21 protein-coding genes are annotated in these 16,443 nt (G+C 27.3%); 12 read left to right on the top strand and 9 right to left on the bottom strand.

All coding sequences use genetic code 11. The features are described 5' to 3' along the window. Positions 1-100 precede the first annotated feature (100 nt). Both rho and CRU93_RS02930 read right to left on the bottom strand, forming a co-directional pair. Entirely contained in the window at positions 101-1,444 is a 1,344-nt protein-coding gene (gene rho, locus CRU93_RS02935; RefSeq protein ID WP_129102687.1) for a transcription termination factor Rho, read from the bottom strand. A gap of 163 nt (positions 1,445-1,607) precedes the next feature. Further along, entirely contained in the window at positions 1,608-2,204 is a 597-nt protein-coding gene (locus CRU93_RS02930) for a peroxiredoxin (protein ID WP_129102686.1), read from the bottom strand. A gap of 142 nt (positions 2,205-2,346) precedes the next feature. On the opposite strand from CRU93_RS02930, the gene metK reads away from it, so the two are divergent. From metK to CRU93_RS02890, 8 genes are all read left to right on the top strand, one after another. Further along, positions 2,347-3,498: a methionine adenosyltransferase gene (metK, locus tag CRU93_RS02925; RefSeq protein ID WP_129102685.1), complete on the top strand. Its 1,152-nt coding sequence runs from the start codon at positions 2,347-2,349 to the stop codon at positions 3,496-3,498. 112 nt (positions 3,499-3,610) lie between these two features. After that, positions 3,611-3,886, top strand: coding sequence for an NADH-quinone oxidoreductase subunit I (locus tag CRU93_RS02920; protein WP_129102684.1), 276 nt, complete (start codon positions 3,611-3,613; stop codon positions 3,884-3,886). A gap of 119 nt (positions 3,887-4,005) precedes the next feature. Continuing rightward, positions 4,006-4,419, top strand: coding sequence for a nucleoside-diphosphate kinase (ndk, locus tag CRU93_RS02915; RefSeq protein WP_129102683.1), 414 nt, complete (start codon positions 4,006-4,008; stop codon positions 4,417-4,419). A gap of 10 nt (positions 4,420-4,429) precedes the next feature. Next, on the top strand, positions 4,430-4,807 hold the full coding sequence (locus CRU93_RS02910; protein ID WP_129102682.1) for a hypothetical protein: 378 nt from the start codon (positions 4,430-4,432) through the stop codon (positions 4,805-4,807). Between the two features lie 11 nt (positions 4,808-4,818). Then, on the top strand, positions 4,819-4,971 hold the full coding sequence (gene rpmF, locus CRU93_RS02905; protein WP_099342659.1) for a 50S ribosomal protein L32: 153 nt from the start codon (positions 4,819-4,821) through the stop codon (positions 4,969-4,971). After that, positions 4,971-5,963 (top strand): phosphate acyltransferase PlsX, encoded by a 993-nt coding sequence (gene plsX, locus CRU93_RS02900; RefSeq protein ID WP_129102681.1) that lies wholly within the window; start codon positions 4,971-4,973, stop codon positions 5,961-5,963. The genes rpmF and plsX overlap by 1 nt, the downstream gene beginning before the upstream one ends. A gap of 16 nt (positions 5,964-5,979) precedes the next feature. Beyond that, positions 5,980-6,978 (top strand): beta-ketoacyl-ACP synthase III, encoded by a 999-nt coding sequence (locus CRU93_RS02895; RefSeq protein ID WP_129102680.1) that lies wholly within the window; start codon positions 5,980-5,982, stop codon positions 6,976-6,978. 96 nt (positions 6,979-7,074) lie between these two features. Then, entirely contained in the window at positions 7,075-7,437 is a 363-nt protein-coding gene (locus tag CRU93_RS02890) for a hypothetical protein (protein ID WP_129102679.1), read from the top strand. Here the strand turns inward: CRU93_RS02890 and CRU93_RS02885 are convergent. From CRU93_RS02885 to CRU93_RS02875, 3 genes are read right to left on the bottom strand one after another with little or no spacing between them, the layout of a single operon-like run. Further along, complete coding sequence (locus tag CRU93_RS02885) at positions 7,432-7,752, bottom strand: branched-chain amino acid transporter permease (RefSeq protein WP_129102678.1); 321 nt, start codon at positions 7,750-7,752, stop codon at positions 7,432-7,434. The two genes, CRU93_RS02890 and CRU93_RS02885, sit on opposite strands and share 6 nt — an antisense overlap. Next, positions 7,745-8,431 (bottom strand): AzlC family ABC transporter permease, encoded by a 687-nt coding sequence (locus CRU93_RS02880; protein ID WP_129102677.1) that lies wholly within the window; start codon positions 8,429-8,431, stop codon positions 7,745-7,747. The genes CRU93_RS02885 and CRU93_RS02880 overlap by 8 nt, the downstream gene beginning before the upstream one ends. Continuing rightward, on the bottom strand, positions 8,432-8,869 hold the full coding sequence (locus CRU93_RS02875) for a hypothetical protein (protein WP_129102676.1): 438 nt from the start codon (positions 8,867-8,869) through the stop codon (positions 8,432-8,434). 42 nt (positions 8,870-8,911) lie between these two features. Here CRU93_RS02875 and CRU93_RS02870 point away from each other — a divergent pair, with 42 nt between their 5' ends. Beyond that, on the top strand, positions 8,912-9,553 hold the full coding sequence (locus tag CRU93_RS02870; RefSeq protein ID WP_129102675.1) for a transglutaminase-like cysteine peptidase: 642 nt from the start codon (positions 8,912-8,914) through the stop codon (positions 9,551-9,553). Here CRU93_RS02870 and CRU93_RS02865 read toward each other — a convergent pair. After that, positions 9,535-10,125 carry an aminotransferase class IV gene (locus CRU93_RS02865; protein WP_258238812.1) on the bottom strand — a complete coding sequence of 197 codons (591 nt, stop codon included), beginning with the start codon at positions 10,123-10,125 and terminating at the stop codon, positions 9,535-9,537. The genes CRU93_RS02870 and CRU93_RS02865 overlap by 19 nt on opposite strands. Before the next feature lie 50 nt (positions 10,126-10,175). Between CRU93_RS02865 and CRU93_RS02860 the strand changes: the two genes are divergently transcribed. Further along, positions 10,176-10,940 carry a hypothetical protein gene (locus CRU93_RS02860; RefSeq protein ID WP_129102674.1) on the top strand — a complete coding sequence of 255 codons (765 nt, stop codon included), beginning with the start codon at positions 10,176-10,178 and terminating at the stop codon, positions 10,938-10,940. Here the strand turns inward: CRU93_RS02860 and CRU93_RS02855 are convergent. From CRU93_RS02855 to CRU93_RS02845, 3 genes are all read right to left on the bottom strand, one after another. Further along, positions 10,937-12,007, bottom strand: a complete 1,071-nt coding sequence (locus CRU93_RS02855) for a Cj0069 family protein (protein ID WP_129102673.1) — start codon at positions 12,005-12,007, stop codon at positions 10,937-10,939. The two genes, CRU93_RS02860 and CRU93_RS02855, sit on opposite strands and share 4 nt — an antisense overlap. 82 nt (positions 12,008-12,089) lie before the next feature. After that, on the bottom strand, positions 12,090-13,046 hold the full coding sequence (locus CRU93_RS02850) for an aminodeoxychorismate synthase component I (protein WP_129102672.1): 957 nt from the start codon (positions 13,044-13,046) through the stop codon (positions 12,090-12,092). A gap of 7 nt (positions 13,047-13,053) precedes the next feature. After that, on the bottom strand, positions 13,054-13,929 hold the full coding sequence (locus CRU93_RS02845) for an aspartate carbamoyltransferase catalytic subunit (RefSeq protein ID WP_129102671.1): 876 nt from the start codon (positions 13,927-13,929) through the stop codon (positions 13,054-13,056). Positions 13,930-14,085: 156 nt separating this feature from the next. Between CRU93_RS02845 and CRU93_RS02840 the strand changes: the two genes are divergently transcribed. Further along, positions 14,086-15,279, top strand: a complete 1,194-nt coding sequence (locus tag CRU93_RS02840; RefSeq protein WP_129102670.1) for an aspartate aminotransferase family protein — start codon at positions 14,086-14,088, stop codon at positions 15,277-15,279. Then, on the top strand, positions 15,257-16,438 hold the full coding sequence (locus CRU93_RS02835; RefSeq protein WP_129102669.1) for a TolC family protein: 1,182 nt from the start codon (positions 15,257-15,259) through the stop codon (positions 16,436-16,438). Before CRU93_RS02840 ends, CRU93_RS02835 begins: the two co-directional genes overlap by 23 nt. Positions 16,439-16,443 lie beyond the last annotated feature (5 nt).

Below are 16,443 nucleotides of genomic sequence, written 5' to 3'. Positions count from 1 at the left end.
ATGTTTACCTCTTTTTATTCTATAATTTACTAATAAAAATCAATATATCAAGTTAAATAAATTATTTAAATAGATAAAATTCTAATATTTAGAATTTTATCTACTCATTCATAGAAGCAAAAAACTCTTCATTATTATCTGTTCTTTGCATTTTTGAGTATAAGAATTTAAGTGCTTCTACTTCATCCATTGATGAAATCGCATTTCTTAAAATCCATGTTTTTTGTAATACTTCAGGAGTCAATAATAACTCTTCTTTTCTAGTACCAGATTTAATAATATCAAGTGCTGGATAAACTCTTCTATTAGCTGCATTTCTACTTAATACAACTTCACTATTACCAGTACCTTTAAACTCTTCAAAAATTACTTCATCCATTTTTGAACCAGTTTCAATAAGTGCTGTTGAGATAATAGTTAAAGAACCACCCTCTTCTATATTTCTAGCTGCACCAAAAAATCTTTTTGGTTTATGTAATGCATTTGCATCAACACCACCAGAAAGAACTTTACCAGAACTTGGAGTTACTGTATTATATGCTCTTGCTAATCTTGTGATTGAATCAAGTAAGATTACTACATCTTTTTTCATTTCAACAAGTCTTTTTGCTTTTTCAATAACAATTTCGGCAACTCTTACATGATTATGTGCAGGTAAATCAAAAGTAGAAGAGTAAACTTCACCTTTAACACATCTTTGCATATCAGTTACTTCTTCAGGTCTTTCATCAATTAATAAAACCATTAGATGAGTTTCAGGATGATTCTTTGTAATACCATATGCTAAATCTTTTAATAACTCTGTTTTACCAGTTTTTGGTGGTGCAACAATTAATCCTCTTTGACCTTTACCCATAGGAGCAAATAAATCAAGTATTCTTCCTGTCATTTTTTTTGAATTGTATTCAAATTTAAATCTTTCAGTTGAATATAAAGGAGTTAAGTTATCAAATAGTGGTCTATTTTTAGATTCATTTACAGGTAAGTAATTAATAGCTTCAATTTTTAATAAAGCATAATACTTTTCACTCTCTTTGTTTGGAGGCCTTACTTGACCAGTAACAATATCACCTGTTCTTAATGCAAACTTTCTAATTTGAGTTGCAGATACATATGAATCACTTGACGTATCTGAAAAATTGCCATCAATTGCTCTTAAAAAACCAAATCCACCCTCTTTTATCTCTAAAATACCAGTAAATAATACAAATCCACCTGCATCAATTTGATTTTTCAAAATTGAGAACATTAAATCTTGTCGTTTTAATTCTTGGGGATTTTCTACTTTTAATTCTTTAGCTATTTTTAACAGATCTTCTAAAGGATATTCTCTTAGTTTTTCAATTGTATGCCCTTCTACAGGAATATGAGTTCTAGTTTTTCTACTAGAATTCCCATTAGTCTTGGGACTTTTTGTTTTAGATTGAGTTTTTGACTCTTCCATAAGTTTATTTAACCTTTTATTTCGATACACATAAAGTATGTAGTTTTTGAAGTTTTAGTTTAAAATTAAGTTCTGTAATTGTAGTGTTTATTTAAAAAAAAGTCAATTAAAAGGAGGAAGCACCATAAAATGGTACTTCCTTTAAGATGAATACAATTAAATATTATAAATTATCTTCATTTTTAGCAAGATAAGAAGCAACACCTTCTCTATCTGCTTTCATTCCTTCATCACCTTTGTTCCATCCAGCAGGACAAACTTCACCATGCTCATTAGTAAATAACATTGTATCTACCATTCTTACCATTTCGTCTATATTTCTTCCTAATGGTAAGTCATTTATTACTGCATGTCTTACTGTTCCATCTTTGTCTATTAAAAATGATCCTCTTAGTGCAACTGATTCTTCGAATAATACATCAAAGTCTCTTGAAATTTGTTTTGTTATATCTGCAACTAATGGGAAATTTACTCTTCCAATTCCACCTTGTTCTACTGGTGTTTCTCTCCATGCAAAGTGTGAAAATTGTGAATCTACTGATACACCAATTACATTCACTCCTCTTTCACTAAATTCTGCTGCTCTTTTTGAGAATGCTATAATCTCTGATGGGCATACAAATGTAAAGTCCATTGGATAGAAAAATACTACTGCACCTTTTTCTCCTATATTATCATATAAATTAAAATCCTCTACAATTTGACCATCTGCTAATACAGCTGCTGCTGTGAAATCTGGAGCTTTTTTTGTAACTAACATGTTCTTTCCTTTCAAAGTTAAAATTAATTAAGTTGTGTAATTATATAATAATATCCTAAAAGAAAACATTATAATTTAGTTAGATTTTTAATTTAAGAAAAATTTTACTTATTAATAATATTTTTCCAGAAGGAAATATTTTATGACTAATAACTATTTATTTACAAGCGAATCAGTAACAGAAGGTCATCCAGATAAAATTGCAGATCAAATATCTGATGCAGTTCTTGATTACATAATAAAAAAAGATAAAAATGCTAGAGTTGCTTGCGAAACAGTCTTAACAAATGGATTGTGTTTAGTAGCAGGCGAATTAAAAACTGAAGTCTATGCTCCAATACAAGATATAGTAAGAGAAGTAATAAGAGAAATTGGATATACAAATTCAGCATATGGACTTGATTATAGAAGTGCAGGTGTTTTAAATGCAATTGCAGAACAAAGTATAGATATATCAAGTGCAGTTGATAAACAAAATGGAGAGATTGGTGCAGGTGACCAAGGAATGATGTTTGGGTATGCTTGTAATGAGACTAAAGAATTAATGCCTTTACCTATAAATTTAGCACATAAATTAACTAAAAGATTAAGTGATGTAAGAAAAAAAGGAATATTACCTTACTTAAGACCAGATGGCAAAGCTCAAGTAACAGTTGAATACATTAATAATAAACCAACAAAAGTAAAAACAGTAGTTATTTCAGCTCAACATTCAGACACTATTAAATCAGATATATTAAAAGAAGATATATTAGAAGAAGTAATTTATGAAGTAATACCAAAAGAGTTAATAAATAAAGATACAGTTTTTCATATCAATCCAACAGGAAGATTTGTAATTGGTGGTCCACAAGCTGATGCAGGCCTTACTGGAAGAAAAATTATTGTAGATAGTTATGGTGGAAGTTGTCCTCATGGAGGTGGAGCTTTTTCAGGTAAAGACCCAACTAAAGTTGATAGAAGTGCAGCATACATGGCAAGATATATTGCAAAAAATTTAGTTGCTGCAAAATTATGTGAAAGAATAGTAATTCAACTATCTTATGCAATTGGTATAAGTAATCCTACATCTATAATGATAGATACATATAAAACAAATAATATAGAAGAATCAAAAATTCTTGAAATTATTAATAAAGTATTTGATTTAACACCAAGGGGAATTATAAATCAATTAGATTTATTAAGACCTATATATAAGCAAACTGCTTCATATGGGCACTTTGGAAGGGATGATATTGAACTTCCATGGGAAAAAATAGATAAAGTAAAACAGATAAAATCATTAGTATAACTTATTATTAATGTACAATTTCATTACATATACTTATCAAATTACGGATAATATTTAATTATATATTTATTTACAGTATGATAAAGTTTCTAAAATTTTCCAAGGAGATAACATGGCAGTTAAAATTACTGACATTTGTATTAGTTGTGACGCTTGTTTAGATGAGTGTCCTGTTGAAGCTATCGTTGACAATGATGAAAATCCAACAGGTGAAGATATCTATTTTGTTCACGCTGATAAATGTGTAGAATGTGTAGGTCATCATGATTCTCCAGCATGTGCCGATGCATGTCCAACAGAGGGATGTATTGTATGGGATGAACCAGGTGTAGGTTCAGTAGAAAGCCCAGAAAGAGGACAAGCTGGAACTCCTGTAGTAGAAGACTAATATATAAATTTTACAGATTTTTACTAAAAAAAGGCAAGTAGATGTAATTCTGCTTGCCTTTTTTTTATTTTTTAGGTATAATCCGCGACTTAATAAAATTAGTAGAGGAATATACTTAAATGGAACAAACATTATCAATCATCAAACCTGATGCAGTGAAAAAAAACGTAGTAGGAAAAATCCTTGACAGATTTGAATCTGCTGGATTAAAAATTGCAGCTACAAAAAGACTTCAATTATCAAAAGCTGATGCTGAAGCATTTTATGCAGTACACGCAGAAAGACCTTTTTTCAACGATTTAGTTGAATTTATGATTTCTGGTCCAGTTGTAGTTTCAGTTTTAGAAGGTGAAGATGCAATGGCAAAAAACAGAGATTTAATGGGTGCAACAAACCCAAAAGAAGCAGCAGCTGGAACAATTAGAGCAGATTTTGCAGACTCAATTGATGCAAATGCGGTTCATGGTTCAGATTCTTTAGAAAATGCAGCTAATGAAATTAAATTTTTCTTTTCAGATAGAGAAATTTGTTAAGAATCTTTAAATGAAAATTGAATTTAGAAAAGTACCTACAACTCCAAAAGAGTTTACTAATAATTTTGCTTCAGTAAAATTAGAGGGTTCTTTTTGTAAAATATCGCCAACTCTAATCAAAGTAGATGCACAATTAACAGGAGAAACTCCTGTTTTATGTATAAGATGTGGCGAAGAAGAGAACATTAATTTAGATGAAAAACTTGATTTTCTTCTAAGTGATGGGATGTTTAAAGATAACGAATCAGAAGATTTAGTTATTGAAATAGAAAATGGTATAATTGATTTTGATGAAATTTGTGAAAGTGAACTTTCATCAATTGAGAGCGATTATCATATTTGTAAAAATTGTCTTGATGACAACATAAAAATTGAAAAAGAATTTTAAGGAGATAAATTATGGCAGTACCTAAGAGAAGAGTATCTCATACTAGAGCAGCTAAAAGAAGAACTCACTACAAAATAGCTTTAAAAAGACCTGTTAAAGATAGTGATGGAACTTGGAAAATGCCTCATACTGTTAACCCAAATACGGGTGAATACAAAAGCTAATGATTAAAATAGCTATTGATGCGATGGGAGGGGACTTTGGTCCTGAGCCCATTGTTGATGGACTTGTTGCAGCTTTAAGAAGCAACACAAACTTCAAAGCAATTGCTGTTGGAGACAAAGAAGAACTACTAAACCTTATACCTAACAATTTTCTTAATAGAATTGAAATTCTTGACACAAAAGATGTAATATCAATGAGTGATAGTGCAACTGATGCGTTAAAAAGAAAAGATTCTACAATATATAAAGCAATTGAATTAGTAAAAGAAGGAACAGCTGATGCTTTAGTATCTGCTGGACACTCTGGTGCTACAATGTCACTTGCAACACTTAGAATTGGTAGAATTAAAGGTATTTCAAGACCAGCTATTGCAACATTAATGCCAACTATTGAAAATCATAATACATTAGTATTAGATGTTGGTGCAAATGTTGATTGTGACGCAAAAAACCTTTTTGAATTTGCTATTATGGGACAAATGTATGCTCAAGATGTGTTAAAACAAGAAGAGCCTATTGTTGGACTATTAAGTAATGGTGAAGAACCAAGCAAAGGTAATGAAGTTACAAAAGAAGCCTTTAAACTAATTTCTAAAATTCCTAACTTTGGTGGGAATGTAGAAGGAAGTGATGTATTTAAAGGTTCAGTAGATGTTGTTGTTTGTGATGGTTTTATTGGTAATATATTACTTAAAACAGCTGAAGGTGTAGCTGATACTATCGGAACAATTATAAAGAAAAATCTTAAAAGATCACTTATTTCTATTGCCGGTGCAGTGTTAATGAGAAAAGTATTTAAAAGGCTTAAAGTAAGAGTTGATTATGCAGAATATGGTGGTGCACCATTATTAGGTGTAAAAGCTCCTGTTATTATTGCCCATGGCAAATCTAACGCTAAAGCAGTAAAAAATGCAATTTTTCAAGCTATAACTGCGGCAAGTTCTAACTTAAATATTAATATTGAAGATAGAATAAATGAGTATAAACAATAATTAAGGATTTAATATAATGGCTTACGCAGCTTTTAGGTCTATTGGTGCTTATATACCACCAAAGATAATGACAAACCATGATTTTGAAAAAATCATAGATACAAGTGATGAATGGATCACAAAAAGAACAGGAATAAAAGAAAGAAGAATTGCGGAAGATAATGAAGCTTCATCAGATTTAGCAGTAAGAGCAGCAGAAGTTGCTATACAAAGAGCAAATATTGCAAAAGAAGATATTGACTTAGTTGTTTGTGCTACTGTAACTCCAGATTATTTATGTATGCCTTCAACTGCATGTTTAATTGCATCTAAACTTGGATTACCTCCTGTTATGGCTTTTGATATTAGTGCTGCTTGTACTGGTTTTGTTTATGTTCTAAATGTTGCAAAAGCATTTATTGAATCTGGCATGAAAAAAAATGTATTAATTATTGGAGCTGAAAAATACTCTTCAATATTAGACTATACTGATAGAAGTACTTGTTTCTTATTTGGTGATGGCGCTGGTGCAGCAATAATCTCAGCAACAAATAACAAAGAAGAAGCAATAGTTGATGTTCAATGTTCAAGTGATGGAAATCATAATGATGTGATTCAAACTCCAGGTGGAGGAAGTAAAAATCCTTGTTCACAAGAAGTTTTAGACAATAAAATGGCTTGTATTAAAATGAAAGGTAATGAAACTTTCAAACTTGCAGTTAAAACATTAACTTCTGACGTAAAAGAGATTATGGAAAAAAACAACGTAACTAATGATGATATTGACCATTTTATTCCTCATCAAGCTAATTACAGAATTATAAAATCAGTTGGTGAATCATTAGGATTAAAAAAAGAACAAATCGTTGTTACTGTACATAAATATGGTAATACATCAGCAGCTTCTATTGCAATGGCGATGAATGATGCTTATGAAGAAGGAAAAATAAAAAAAGGCGATACAATTTTATTTGACGCTTTTGGTGCAGGTCTTACTTGGGGAAGTGCACTTTTTAAATTTTCTCCTAAAAACTAGCATTATACTTGGGTTCTTCCCAAGTTTCTTACAACTTGTAATAAAATCAATAAAAAACAATTTATTTTTATATAATCCTTCAAAAGGAGTAATATTATGATATTAGGACAATGCCCTTACTGCAAAGGTAATGTTATATCAAAGAAAATAACAGCACAAGGCAAAAAAATAAAACTTTACAGCTGTGAAAATGCAAAAAAAGAGTATGATGAAAGTGATACATATGTATATACTGCTGATTCAACATGTAGATTTAGAATATATTCAAATGCACTTCTTAGATGGAATAAAAGAAGTATTTCAGAATATGAAGTTAAAAAACTTTTGCAAGATGGACAAACAGTTGTAAGACTACATGGAAGAAAAGGAACAAAAGAGTATTTTAAATATGCAATACCCCATGAAGAGTATGGAGTATCAATTTTATGGGATGAAGAAGTTAATGAAGAGTCACTATAAATATTGTACTAAAGCCATATAAAATATAGTTCCACCAAATATAGATATCAAATAATTTTTTATACTAAGATGCAAAATAGCTGTAAAAAATATACCCAATATCTCTTTTAAACCATATGGATACAAAGAAAAATCGGTATCTTTTAATGTATATACAATTAAAATTACAATAATTACAGCTGGAAAAAATCTTTCAATAAAAACTACAAATTTTGGTGGTTGTTTTTTCATAAAAAAAATAAAAGGAAAAACTCTAGTAAAATAATTAACTAAACTCATAATTGCTATTGCTATAAAAATCTGTGTATTATCCAATTTCTACCTTTTTTCTAAAAAATAGTAACATTAATAGTGATATAAAAATTGAAACAATTAACATTTTATCACTTGGAATAAAAATCAAAGAAAAAATAGAGGCAAATAAACCTATCAAAAATGGATAGATATTTTTTAAATTTTTATACTGTTCTATGCACAGTACAACAAACAAAGCAGTTAATGAAAATTCTAAACCTGCTGTGTCAAATTTTGTAAAAGAACCTACAAAAGAGCCAGCAATTGTACCTATTATCCAATAAATTTGACTTAATAACCCTAAATAAAAATAGAAATATTTTTTATTTATACTATTGTCTTCTTTTATGGTAGTTAAAAGTGCATATACTTCATCTGTTAAACTAAATATCAAATATGGTTTTAACTTTCCACTATTTTTGAACTTTTTTAATAAAGATAATCCATAAAAAGATTGTCTAATATTTACAAACCAAGAAGCAATTGCAATATCAACATATCCAGCTTTTACACTAAAAAAATTAATTGCCACAAACTGAAGTGCACCAGCGTAAATAAAAACGGACATTAAAACTGCAATATACCAAGCATATCCAAAACTTGTAATTAATAAACCAAATGCAAAACCAAGAACTATATATCCCATCAAAATGGGGATTGATATAGTAAAGGCTTTTTTTAATTCAATGGAAAGACTCATTTATTTAATTAAATCTTGATTTTTGGGATTGTTTTTAAATACATTTAAAGATTTAGATTTTGGATCTTTATTAAATTTATCTACTGTTGCTATTGGATTTAAATATAAAATTGAATCATCAATTATTATTTGAAAAATTGAATACAATGGTACATTAACTACTGAACCAAAGTTTTCACTTCCAAAACCTGCTTCAAAACTTAAAAAGCCATTTTCAATTTTTGCAGTTGTATATGTATAATTTGATAATATATATAAAGAAAATTTTGCCAATTGTGATTTTACCCCCAAAGGAAGTTCTGGATTAAATTTTAAAGCATCTAAATTTGCTGTAATTGAAAACTCTTTATTATTTCTTAATAAATATGTAATAACTTCTTCAACTTGTTTACTTATTAAATCTTTATAATCATTTTGTTCTAATATGTTATTAATCATTTAATTTATCCTTTTTTATAAATTAACTTGTTATTATATCTTATGAAACAAATAATCTTACTTATTTTTATTTTTATATCTACAATTGAAGCAAAAAAAATAACTTTAACACAAAGCGAATATAATTCAATTTTAAAAAGTACTAATCATAGGCAAATTGCAATAAGATTAGTAAAATATAATAGATTATTAAAAAAAGCAAAAAACTTTCCTTTAATAAAAAAACTAGGATATACAAATAGTTTTTATAATAAAATACTACCTGTTGATGATGAAGATAAGTATAAAGTTGATGATTATTGGGCAACACCAAAAGAGTTTCTAATTGAAGGGAAAGGGGATTGTGAAGATTATGCAATTGCAAAATACTTTACACTTTTATCACTTGGTGTTAATAAAAAAAATCTTTATTTAGCTGTTGTTCAAGTAAAAGGTGAAACTTCTTACCATATGGTTTTACTATACTTTAAAAATAAAAAAAGCATTCCTTTAGTTTTAGATAATCTAAGTTTTAAAGTAATCACATTTGATAAAAGACCAAAACTTATTCCTAAATACATCTTTAATGAGTTTGGAGCATATATTTTAAAAGATAAAAAAATCTATAAAAAAGTTAAAATAAAATGGGGTAAAACAAACAAATGGAAAGTTATTTTAAATAGAGTCTATAATAAAAATGAATAATCTTCCAAAACATCAAAATCAATCATTGCATTTAATAAAGCAATTTTTTCAGCATTTTTTAACATATCAAAAGTAATATCTGCAGTTTTCAAAATACCTAAATCTAGATATCTTTGTCTAGTTGTCCCATTTAATAAAGGCTTTGAAGGAGTAATCCATAAATCATTATAAAAAATTGCGATATTTGCTATTGATGTATCTGTTAATAAGCCATTTTTAAAAATCATAATTTCATCACAATTATCTTTTTTTTCAAATAGGCAATTTAATTTTTCTCTATTAAGATACTTCTTTTCATAATTAATTTCATCATCATATACAATTTTAAATTTTTTAATATCTCTTTTTTTATATTCAAAAAAATCAATCTTTAATATCTCATCATCATTATAAATAATTTTACAACGTAAAAGTTTTTGGCTTAACGGATAAATATATTCACTTAAATCGAAATTTTTTGCAATTGTTTTTGCAACTCTTTTATTATGATATTCTATATTAAAAATATTATAATCATCACATTTTATTGTTTCAAAGTATTGTTTTTCTTCCATAAAATATTGTAATCCCATTGTTTTTTTCTTCTGTTATAATAACTAAAAATATTTTAGGAATTATAAAAATGAGTAAAATAAAAAAAACAATAAAAAAATATAATAATTTTGAAGAAACATATAAAGAAGCATATATTGCACTTCCAAAAGGATTTGAAGGTATAAAAGAACCACTATTTTTATCTATTAAAAAGTTTAAAGAAAAATTCAACACCTTTAAAAATAAACAAAAATATCCTGTAGTTTTTTATATGCATGGATCAGCAGGACTTTCATATGGAAAAAAATACAAAGATGCAATAGTAGATGAAAATTATATCTTTTTTGCTCCAAACTCTTTTAAATTAAAAAATAGGCCAACATATAAAACTCCTGATAAATTAAAAAAATATGAAGAAGTTCATAAAGTTAGAGTTGCGGAAATTTTCTATAATATCAAAAAATTAAAAGAGTTTGATTTTATTGATTTTAAAAATATATTTTTAATGGGGAGTAGTGAAGGAGCACTTGCTGCTGCAAAATATTCAAGGAATGAGTTTAAAGGTAGAATTATTACAGCATTTGCTTGTGAAAATGGATATTATAGTAATGATTTCAAAATTGGTGCCAAAAAATCAGATCCTTTTTTAAATATAATTGGAACAAAAGATGAATTTTTTAGTAACAATTCAAAATTTGAGCATAATAAAGTGACTGGACACTGTACAAATGCACTTTTAAAATATAAAAATGCTAAAGTAGTAATCTTACCTAAAACAAGACATAATGTGATTGAAAACAAATATACAATTCCTGAAGTATTAAGTTTTCTAAAACTTCATATCAGTAATTAACTTACTGAATATGAAATCAATCCATCATTGATATTATTTATTATTAAATCTCTTTTAAATACAGATGCAACTTCTTTTGCATATTCCAAGTGAGTAGTTATACCAACACAAGAGCAGTTTATTTCACTTAAAATATAAGAATCCTTGCCATTTTCATCATAATCTAAAATATAATCCATTGTCCATAAAAGTGGAAATTCATGTCCTTCACAATATTTTTTCAATTTTTTTAATCCTTTTACACTCAAATCAACAACATCTTTATTTTTGGGATTTTCAACTGATTCATAAATATATTGTGCTCCACTAAAAAGTGTAGCGGAGAATTCACCATTTTTTGGTTTTTTATGAACTACACAAATTGGTCTATTTTTTACAAATAGTACTCTTATTTCACCTTCAGAGATTCTATTTAGGTATTTGCAAGATACAAAACCTTTTTTATTTCTAAAATAGACTGCATTTTCATCATTTTCTTCAAATTTCCATGTAAAATCAGTCATAAAATCTTCAATAGAAGAAAATTTTTCTTTTTCATTATTTACAGCTTCTGTAAGAGTTACACTATTATCACTATTTAACCTAACAAGATAAATGCCCTGACCTGTTGAACCATAATTTGTTTTTAAAACTCTAATTTTTTCTTCTTTTAAAACAGTTGGAAAATCTCGATGAAAATCTTCTACTTTTTGATAAAATTTAGTACTTTTTTCACCTAAACTTGTATCTTTTAATTTATATAAAATATCTTTAAAATCTAAATTAATCATAACATTAGGATGAGTATAAACTTCAATATTTTCCTTGCTTAAATTATTTAAAAATTGAAAATATTCATCAACTTCTTTTAAATTCCCAGGATTAATTCTACTAATTACTGCATATGCTTGTTTTTTTAAATATTCAAAAAGAAGTTCTTTTTTTTGTGAATTATAAAATACAATTTCGGTTTCATATGCACCTACTTTTTGAATCTCATTTAAAATTGGTTTTGTGTCTGCCCTAAAGCCATCAAATCCCTTATCACTCCCTACACTACACTCAATAATAAAGATTTTATCTTTCATAATATGTCCCCTACAACATTTTATTTATAAATAGCAATTATAAAAATTTTATAATAGGTAGGTTACAAAATAATTACATTAATTATGAAGGAATATAAATCTTATCTATAATCTCTTGATACTCTAACTTTGCATCAGAATCACAAGTTATTCCTCCCCCACTTTTGTAGAAGAGTTCACCATTAATATTTTCAATAAATCGAATAAGAACAAAACTATAAAGATTTTCACCATCAAATATTCCTGCAATTCCTGTATAATAATCTCTTTTGTAGTTTTCCACTTCATTTAATATCTCAACACTTTTCTTTTTAGGTGTTCCAGTTATAGATCCTGCTGGTAAAAGTTCAGTAATAATATCACCAATATGATTTTTCCAATTGTTATTAAGTTCTCCTTTTATTTTAGAGCTAACTTGAATTAGTCTTTTTTCTCCAGCATTAATTTCTTCACAATATCTAAATTTTTCAACTCTTACTTTTGAAGATACTATGCTAAGGTCATTTCTTAATAAATCTACTACCATCGTATGTTCAGCCATCTCTTTTTCATTGGATAATATTTTCTTTTTTGCATTTAAAATTGTTGAATCAATTGTTCCTTTCATAGGATATGTATAAATATTATTATTTTTAATTTCAACAAATTTTTCAGGAGAAAAACAAACAAAACTATTTTTATATTTTAATTTAAATCTAGCATTTGCTTTTTTATAAATCTCTTCTAAAGATAAAGGGGTTTGTATTTTTGTCTGAAAAGTTAAATTTAATAGATATGAGTTTCCCTCTTTGATATTATTTTGCAAAATATCAAACTCTTTTTTGTATGTTTGAAAATCAATTGGATTTTTTTTCAATAAAGAAGTATTTGAAGAATTAGAAGAAACACTTTGAGATATTTCAAAATTTATATATGAAGGTAAATCTTTTAATTTAAAGATTTCATATTTATTTAAATCATATGAAACCATAAAAAAAAATGGTTCTTTTGATGAACCATTTTTATTTAAAAGTTTTCGAATATTCTCTTTTTTATTCAATTTTACTTTATTTAACTAATTTTTTTAGAACTGCCATTCTTACAGCAACCCCATTTGATACTTGTTGTAAGACTTTACTTCTAGGATCTAATAACATTTCATCATCTATATCAATATTTCTATTTACAGGACCTGGGTGAAGTAAAATTAGATCTCTATTTGAAAAAGTATCTTTTGTAATACAATAATCTTTTGCATACTCTTGCATTGATGTATAATAAACTTGTGAGTGTCTTTCAAGTTGAGTTCTTAAACTCATAACAACATCAACTTCATCAATTACTTCATCTAATAACGTTACTTGTCTTATACTTTGATCATCAGATTTAAAATGATCAGGTGCAACAAAAATAGGCTCAATTCCAAATCTAGGGAAAAGTTTAGAATCTGATGATGCAACTCTTGAAGTTTTAACATCTCCAACAATTGCAACTTTTTTACCTTCAACTTTTCCATCAAAATTATCAATAATAGTAAATAAATCTAAAAGAGCTTGTGTTGGATGTGCATTAAATCCATCACCTGCATTTAAAATTGGACAATCTACATGTTCTTTAAGGCTTTCAGGTAAACCACATTCACTATGTCTAATAACAATTGCATTTGGTTTCATTGCATTTATATTTGCAACTGTATCAAAAATTGTTTCACCTTTACTTCTTGAACTACTTCCAACATCTAAAGATACCACTTCAGCACCTAATCTCTTAGCAGCTATTTCAAAAGAGCTTCTAGTTCTCGTTGAATTTTCAAAAAAAAGTGTTACTATTAATTTACCTTTTAAATATTCACTAGATTCTAAGTCTCTAAACATTCTTGCATCATCAAATAACTCAATAATTTCATCTTTTGTAAAATCAGAAGTTGTAATCAAGTGTTGCATTTTCTTCCTTTAATTTTAGTTTGAAATTATACCCGAAATGCCATTAAAAAACTCTACATTATATAGTGATTTTTAACTAAAATTTATGAATTAACATTTTGTTTAAATAAATTAGATATAATCTTTAAAATATAAAAAATTATACTAGGATAAGAGATGTCAACGCAGTTAGAAAATCTTGATAAACAGTATGTACTTCATACTTATGCAAGAAACTATGTAAATTTTAAAAAAGGGATTAATGCTACACTTTTTGATGAAGAAGGAAAAGATTATATAGATTTTACTTCAGGTATTGGTGTAGTATCTGTAGGTCATGGTAACAAACAAGTTGCCGATGCAATTTATAACCAAATTAGTAATATCACACATATTTCAAATATATATGCAATTGAACCACAAGCAAAACTTGCACAAAGAATTGCACAATTAAGTGGATATGATGTAGCTACTTTTTTTGCAAATAGTGGTGCTGAAGCTAATGAAGGTGCTATTAAAATTGCAAGAAAATATGGTGAAAAAAACTTTAGTAAAAAAAGATTTAAAGTAATAACATTAGAACATTCATTTCACGGTAGAACAATCACAACAGTAAAAGCTACTGGACAAGATAAATTTCATTCTCCAAGCTTTGCACCATATCCAGAAGGTTTCTCATATGATCATACTATTGATGATATTTATAACTCAATAGATGATGAAACTGTTGCTGTGATGATTGAATTAGTTCAAGGTGAAGGTGGAGTTCAGCCATTTGATAAAAAAGCTATTCAAGAGTTAGCAAAATTTTTAAAAGAACACCAAATATTATTGATTGTAGATGAAGTGCAATCAGGTGTTTTTAGAACAGGTGAATTTTTAGCTTCAAACTTATATGAAATACAACCAGATATTATAACACTTGCAAAAGGTTTAGGTGGAGGTGTTCCAATTGGTGCAGTTTTAACTACACACAAAGATATCTTCTCACCAGGTGATCATGGATCAACTTTTGGAGGAAATTATCTAAGTACAGCAGCTGGAATTGAAGTTGTTGATATTTTAGAAAATTATAAAAATAGTGGAAAATTAGATGAAACTATAATTTATTTTGAAAGAAAACTAAAAGAAATTTATGAAAAATATCAAAATTTATTCATTGATAGTTTAGGACTTGGACTTATGAGAGGATTAAGAGTAAAAGATGAACAAACTCTATCTTCTATAATTTCAAATGCTTTTGAAAATGGAATTTTAGTTTTAAAAGCAGGAAAAAATACCTTAAGATTCCTACCTGTTCTTACTATTTCAAAAGATGAGATGGATGAAGGCTTCAAAAGGTTAGATAATGCACTTGGTAAAATCTCTTAATATTTTACTTCTCATTTCTCTTTGTCCTTTTGCATTATTAAATGCAAAGGATGAAGATATCCTTTCAAAAGATAGACTAAAACAGTTCAAACTAAGCGAGCAACAAGTAATAGAAGATAGTGCAAAACTTGAAAAAAACTGGATTAACCCAATAACAATAACTTATAGTAAAATTGATGGAGAAATAACAGATACAGAAAAAACTGTTATTAGTGTAAATCAACCAATATTTAAAAGTGGTGGTATTTATAAAGCAATTTTATATGCAAAAGCTAATAAAGAGTACTCAAATTTAGATATTGATTTACAAAGAAAAGAGATGATTAGAAAAGCATATAATCTTCTTTTTAATATTCATAAAACAGATTTAGAAATCCAAAAAAGTAAACTTGTTTTAAAAAATGCACAAATTGATATAATCAGAAAAAAAGAGCAAGTTCTAAATGGTTTTTTAGATACTTCATATTTGGATAATGCAATTTTAGATGCAAATACAGCCAAAAAGAACCTTGTAGATTTAAAGTACCAAAAAAAAGAGTTAATTAATAGTTTTAATAATCTTGCTAGTAATGATTATAAAATATTTAAACTTCCTAAATTTAATATTGTTTCACAAAAACAGTTTTTAGATAAAAACTTAGAAATAGAAAAATCAAAAGCAGATATAAATACAAAAAAGCAATTAAAAGGCATGACAATTTCTCAATATCTTCCAACTGTTAGTGCAACATATGATTTTACAAGAAATCACGGAAACTCATCTTCTAATATTGTAGAAAAAGAGGTACAAAATGTTGGTATTTCAATATCCATGCCAATAGATGTTAGTACTTTTAATGATATTGAATCTTCTCAAATTGATTATTTAAAATCTAAACTCTCACTAAAAACAAAAAAACTTGAAGAAGAGAACTTTTTCAAAACAAAAATGCAAAAAATTGATACAATTGAAGAGAAAATAAAAATCACAAAAGATGATTATAAACTTTATGACTCTTTGTTAAGAACAATTACTGAAGAGAAAAATGCAGGTCTAAAAACAAAAAGTGATGTAGACACACTTCTTAATTCATCAAAAGTTAAAAAAGTAGAGTTAAAAATATTTAATATTGATAAACAGTTAGAACTATTAGAGTTATATGCGAAGCTAAAGAAGTAAGAGAA

Source organism: Arcobacter sp. CECT 8985 (genome assembly GCF_004116495.1).
Lineage (GTDB): Bacteria > Campylobacterota > Campylobacteria > Campylobacterales > Arcobacteraceae > Malaciobacter.
Note: the sequence above shows the minus strand (reverse complement) of the source record. Positions and strands in the feature narration are given on the sequence as shown.

Coding starts and splice junctions, on each gene's coding strand:
- rho (WP_129102687.1), bottom strand. CDS start 1,444: ATGGAAGAGTCAAAAACTCAATCTAAAACAAAAAGTCCCAAGACTAAT.
- CRU93_RS02930 (WP_129102686.1), bottom strand. CDS start 2,204: ATGTTAGTTACAAAAAAAGCTCCAGATTTCACAGCAGCAGCTGTATTA.
- metK (WP_129102685.1), top strand. CDS start 2,347: ATGACTAATAACTATTTATTTACAAGCGAATCAGTAACAGAAGGTCAT.
- CRU93_RS02920 (WP_129102684.1), top strand. CDS start 3,611: ATGGCAGTTAAAATTACTGACATTTGTATTAGTTGTGACGCTTGTTTA.
- ndk (WP_129102683.1), top strand. CDS start 4,006: ATGGAACAAACATTATCAATCATCAAACCTGATGCAGTGAAAAAAAAC.
- CRU93_RS02910 (WP_129102682.1), top strand. CDS start 4,430: ATGAAAATTGAATTTAGAAAAGTACCTACAACTCCAAAAGAGTTTACT.
- rpmF (WP_099342659.1), top strand. CDS start 4,819: ATGGCAGTACCTAAGAGAAGAGTATCTCATACTAGAGCAGCTAAAAGA.
- plsX (WP_129102681.1), top strand. CDS start 4,971: ATGATTAAAATAGCTATTGATGCGATGGGAGGGGACTTTGGTCCTGAG.
- CRU93_RS02895 (WP_129102680.1), top strand. CDS start 5,980: ATGGCTTACGCAGCTTTTAGGTCTATTGGTGCTTATATACCACCAAAG.
- CRU93_RS02890 (WP_129102679.1), top strand. CDS start 7,075: ATGATATTAGGACAATGCCCTTACTGCAAAGGTAATGTTATATCAAAG.
- CRU93_RS02880 (WP_129102677.1), bottom strand. CDS start 8,431: ATGAGTCTTTCCATTGAATTAAAAAAAGCCTTTACTATATCAATCCCC.
- CRU93_RS02875 (WP_129102676.1), bottom strand. CDS start 8,869: ATGATTAATAACATATTAGAACAAAATGATTATAAAGATTTAATAAGT.
- CRU93_RS02870 (WP_129102675.1), top strand. CDS start 8,912: ATGAAACAAATAATCTTACTTATTTTTATTTTTATATCTACAATTGAA.
- CRU93_RS02865 (WP_258238812.1), bottom strand. CDS start 10,125: ATGGGATTACAATATTTTATGGAAGAAAAACAATACTTTGAAACAATA.
- CRU93_RS02860 (WP_129102674.1), top strand. CDS start 10,176: ATGAGTAAAATAAAAAAAACAATAAAAAAATATAATAATTTTGAAGAA.
- CRU93_RS02855 (WP_129102673.1), bottom strand. CDS start 12,007: ATGAAAGATAAAATCTTTATTATTGAGTGTAGTGTAGGGAGTGATAAG.
- CRU93_RS02845 (WP_129102671.1), bottom strand. CDS start 13,929: ATGCAACACTTGATTACAACTTCTGATTTTACAAAAGATGAAATTATT.
- CRU93_RS02840 (WP_129102670.1), top strand. CDS start 14,086: ATGTCAACGCAGTTAGAAAATCTTGATAAACAGTATGTACTTCATACT.
- CRU93_RS02835 (WP_129102669.1), top strand. CDS start 15,257: ATGCACTTGGTAAAATCTCTTAATATTTTACTTCTCATTTCTCTTTGT.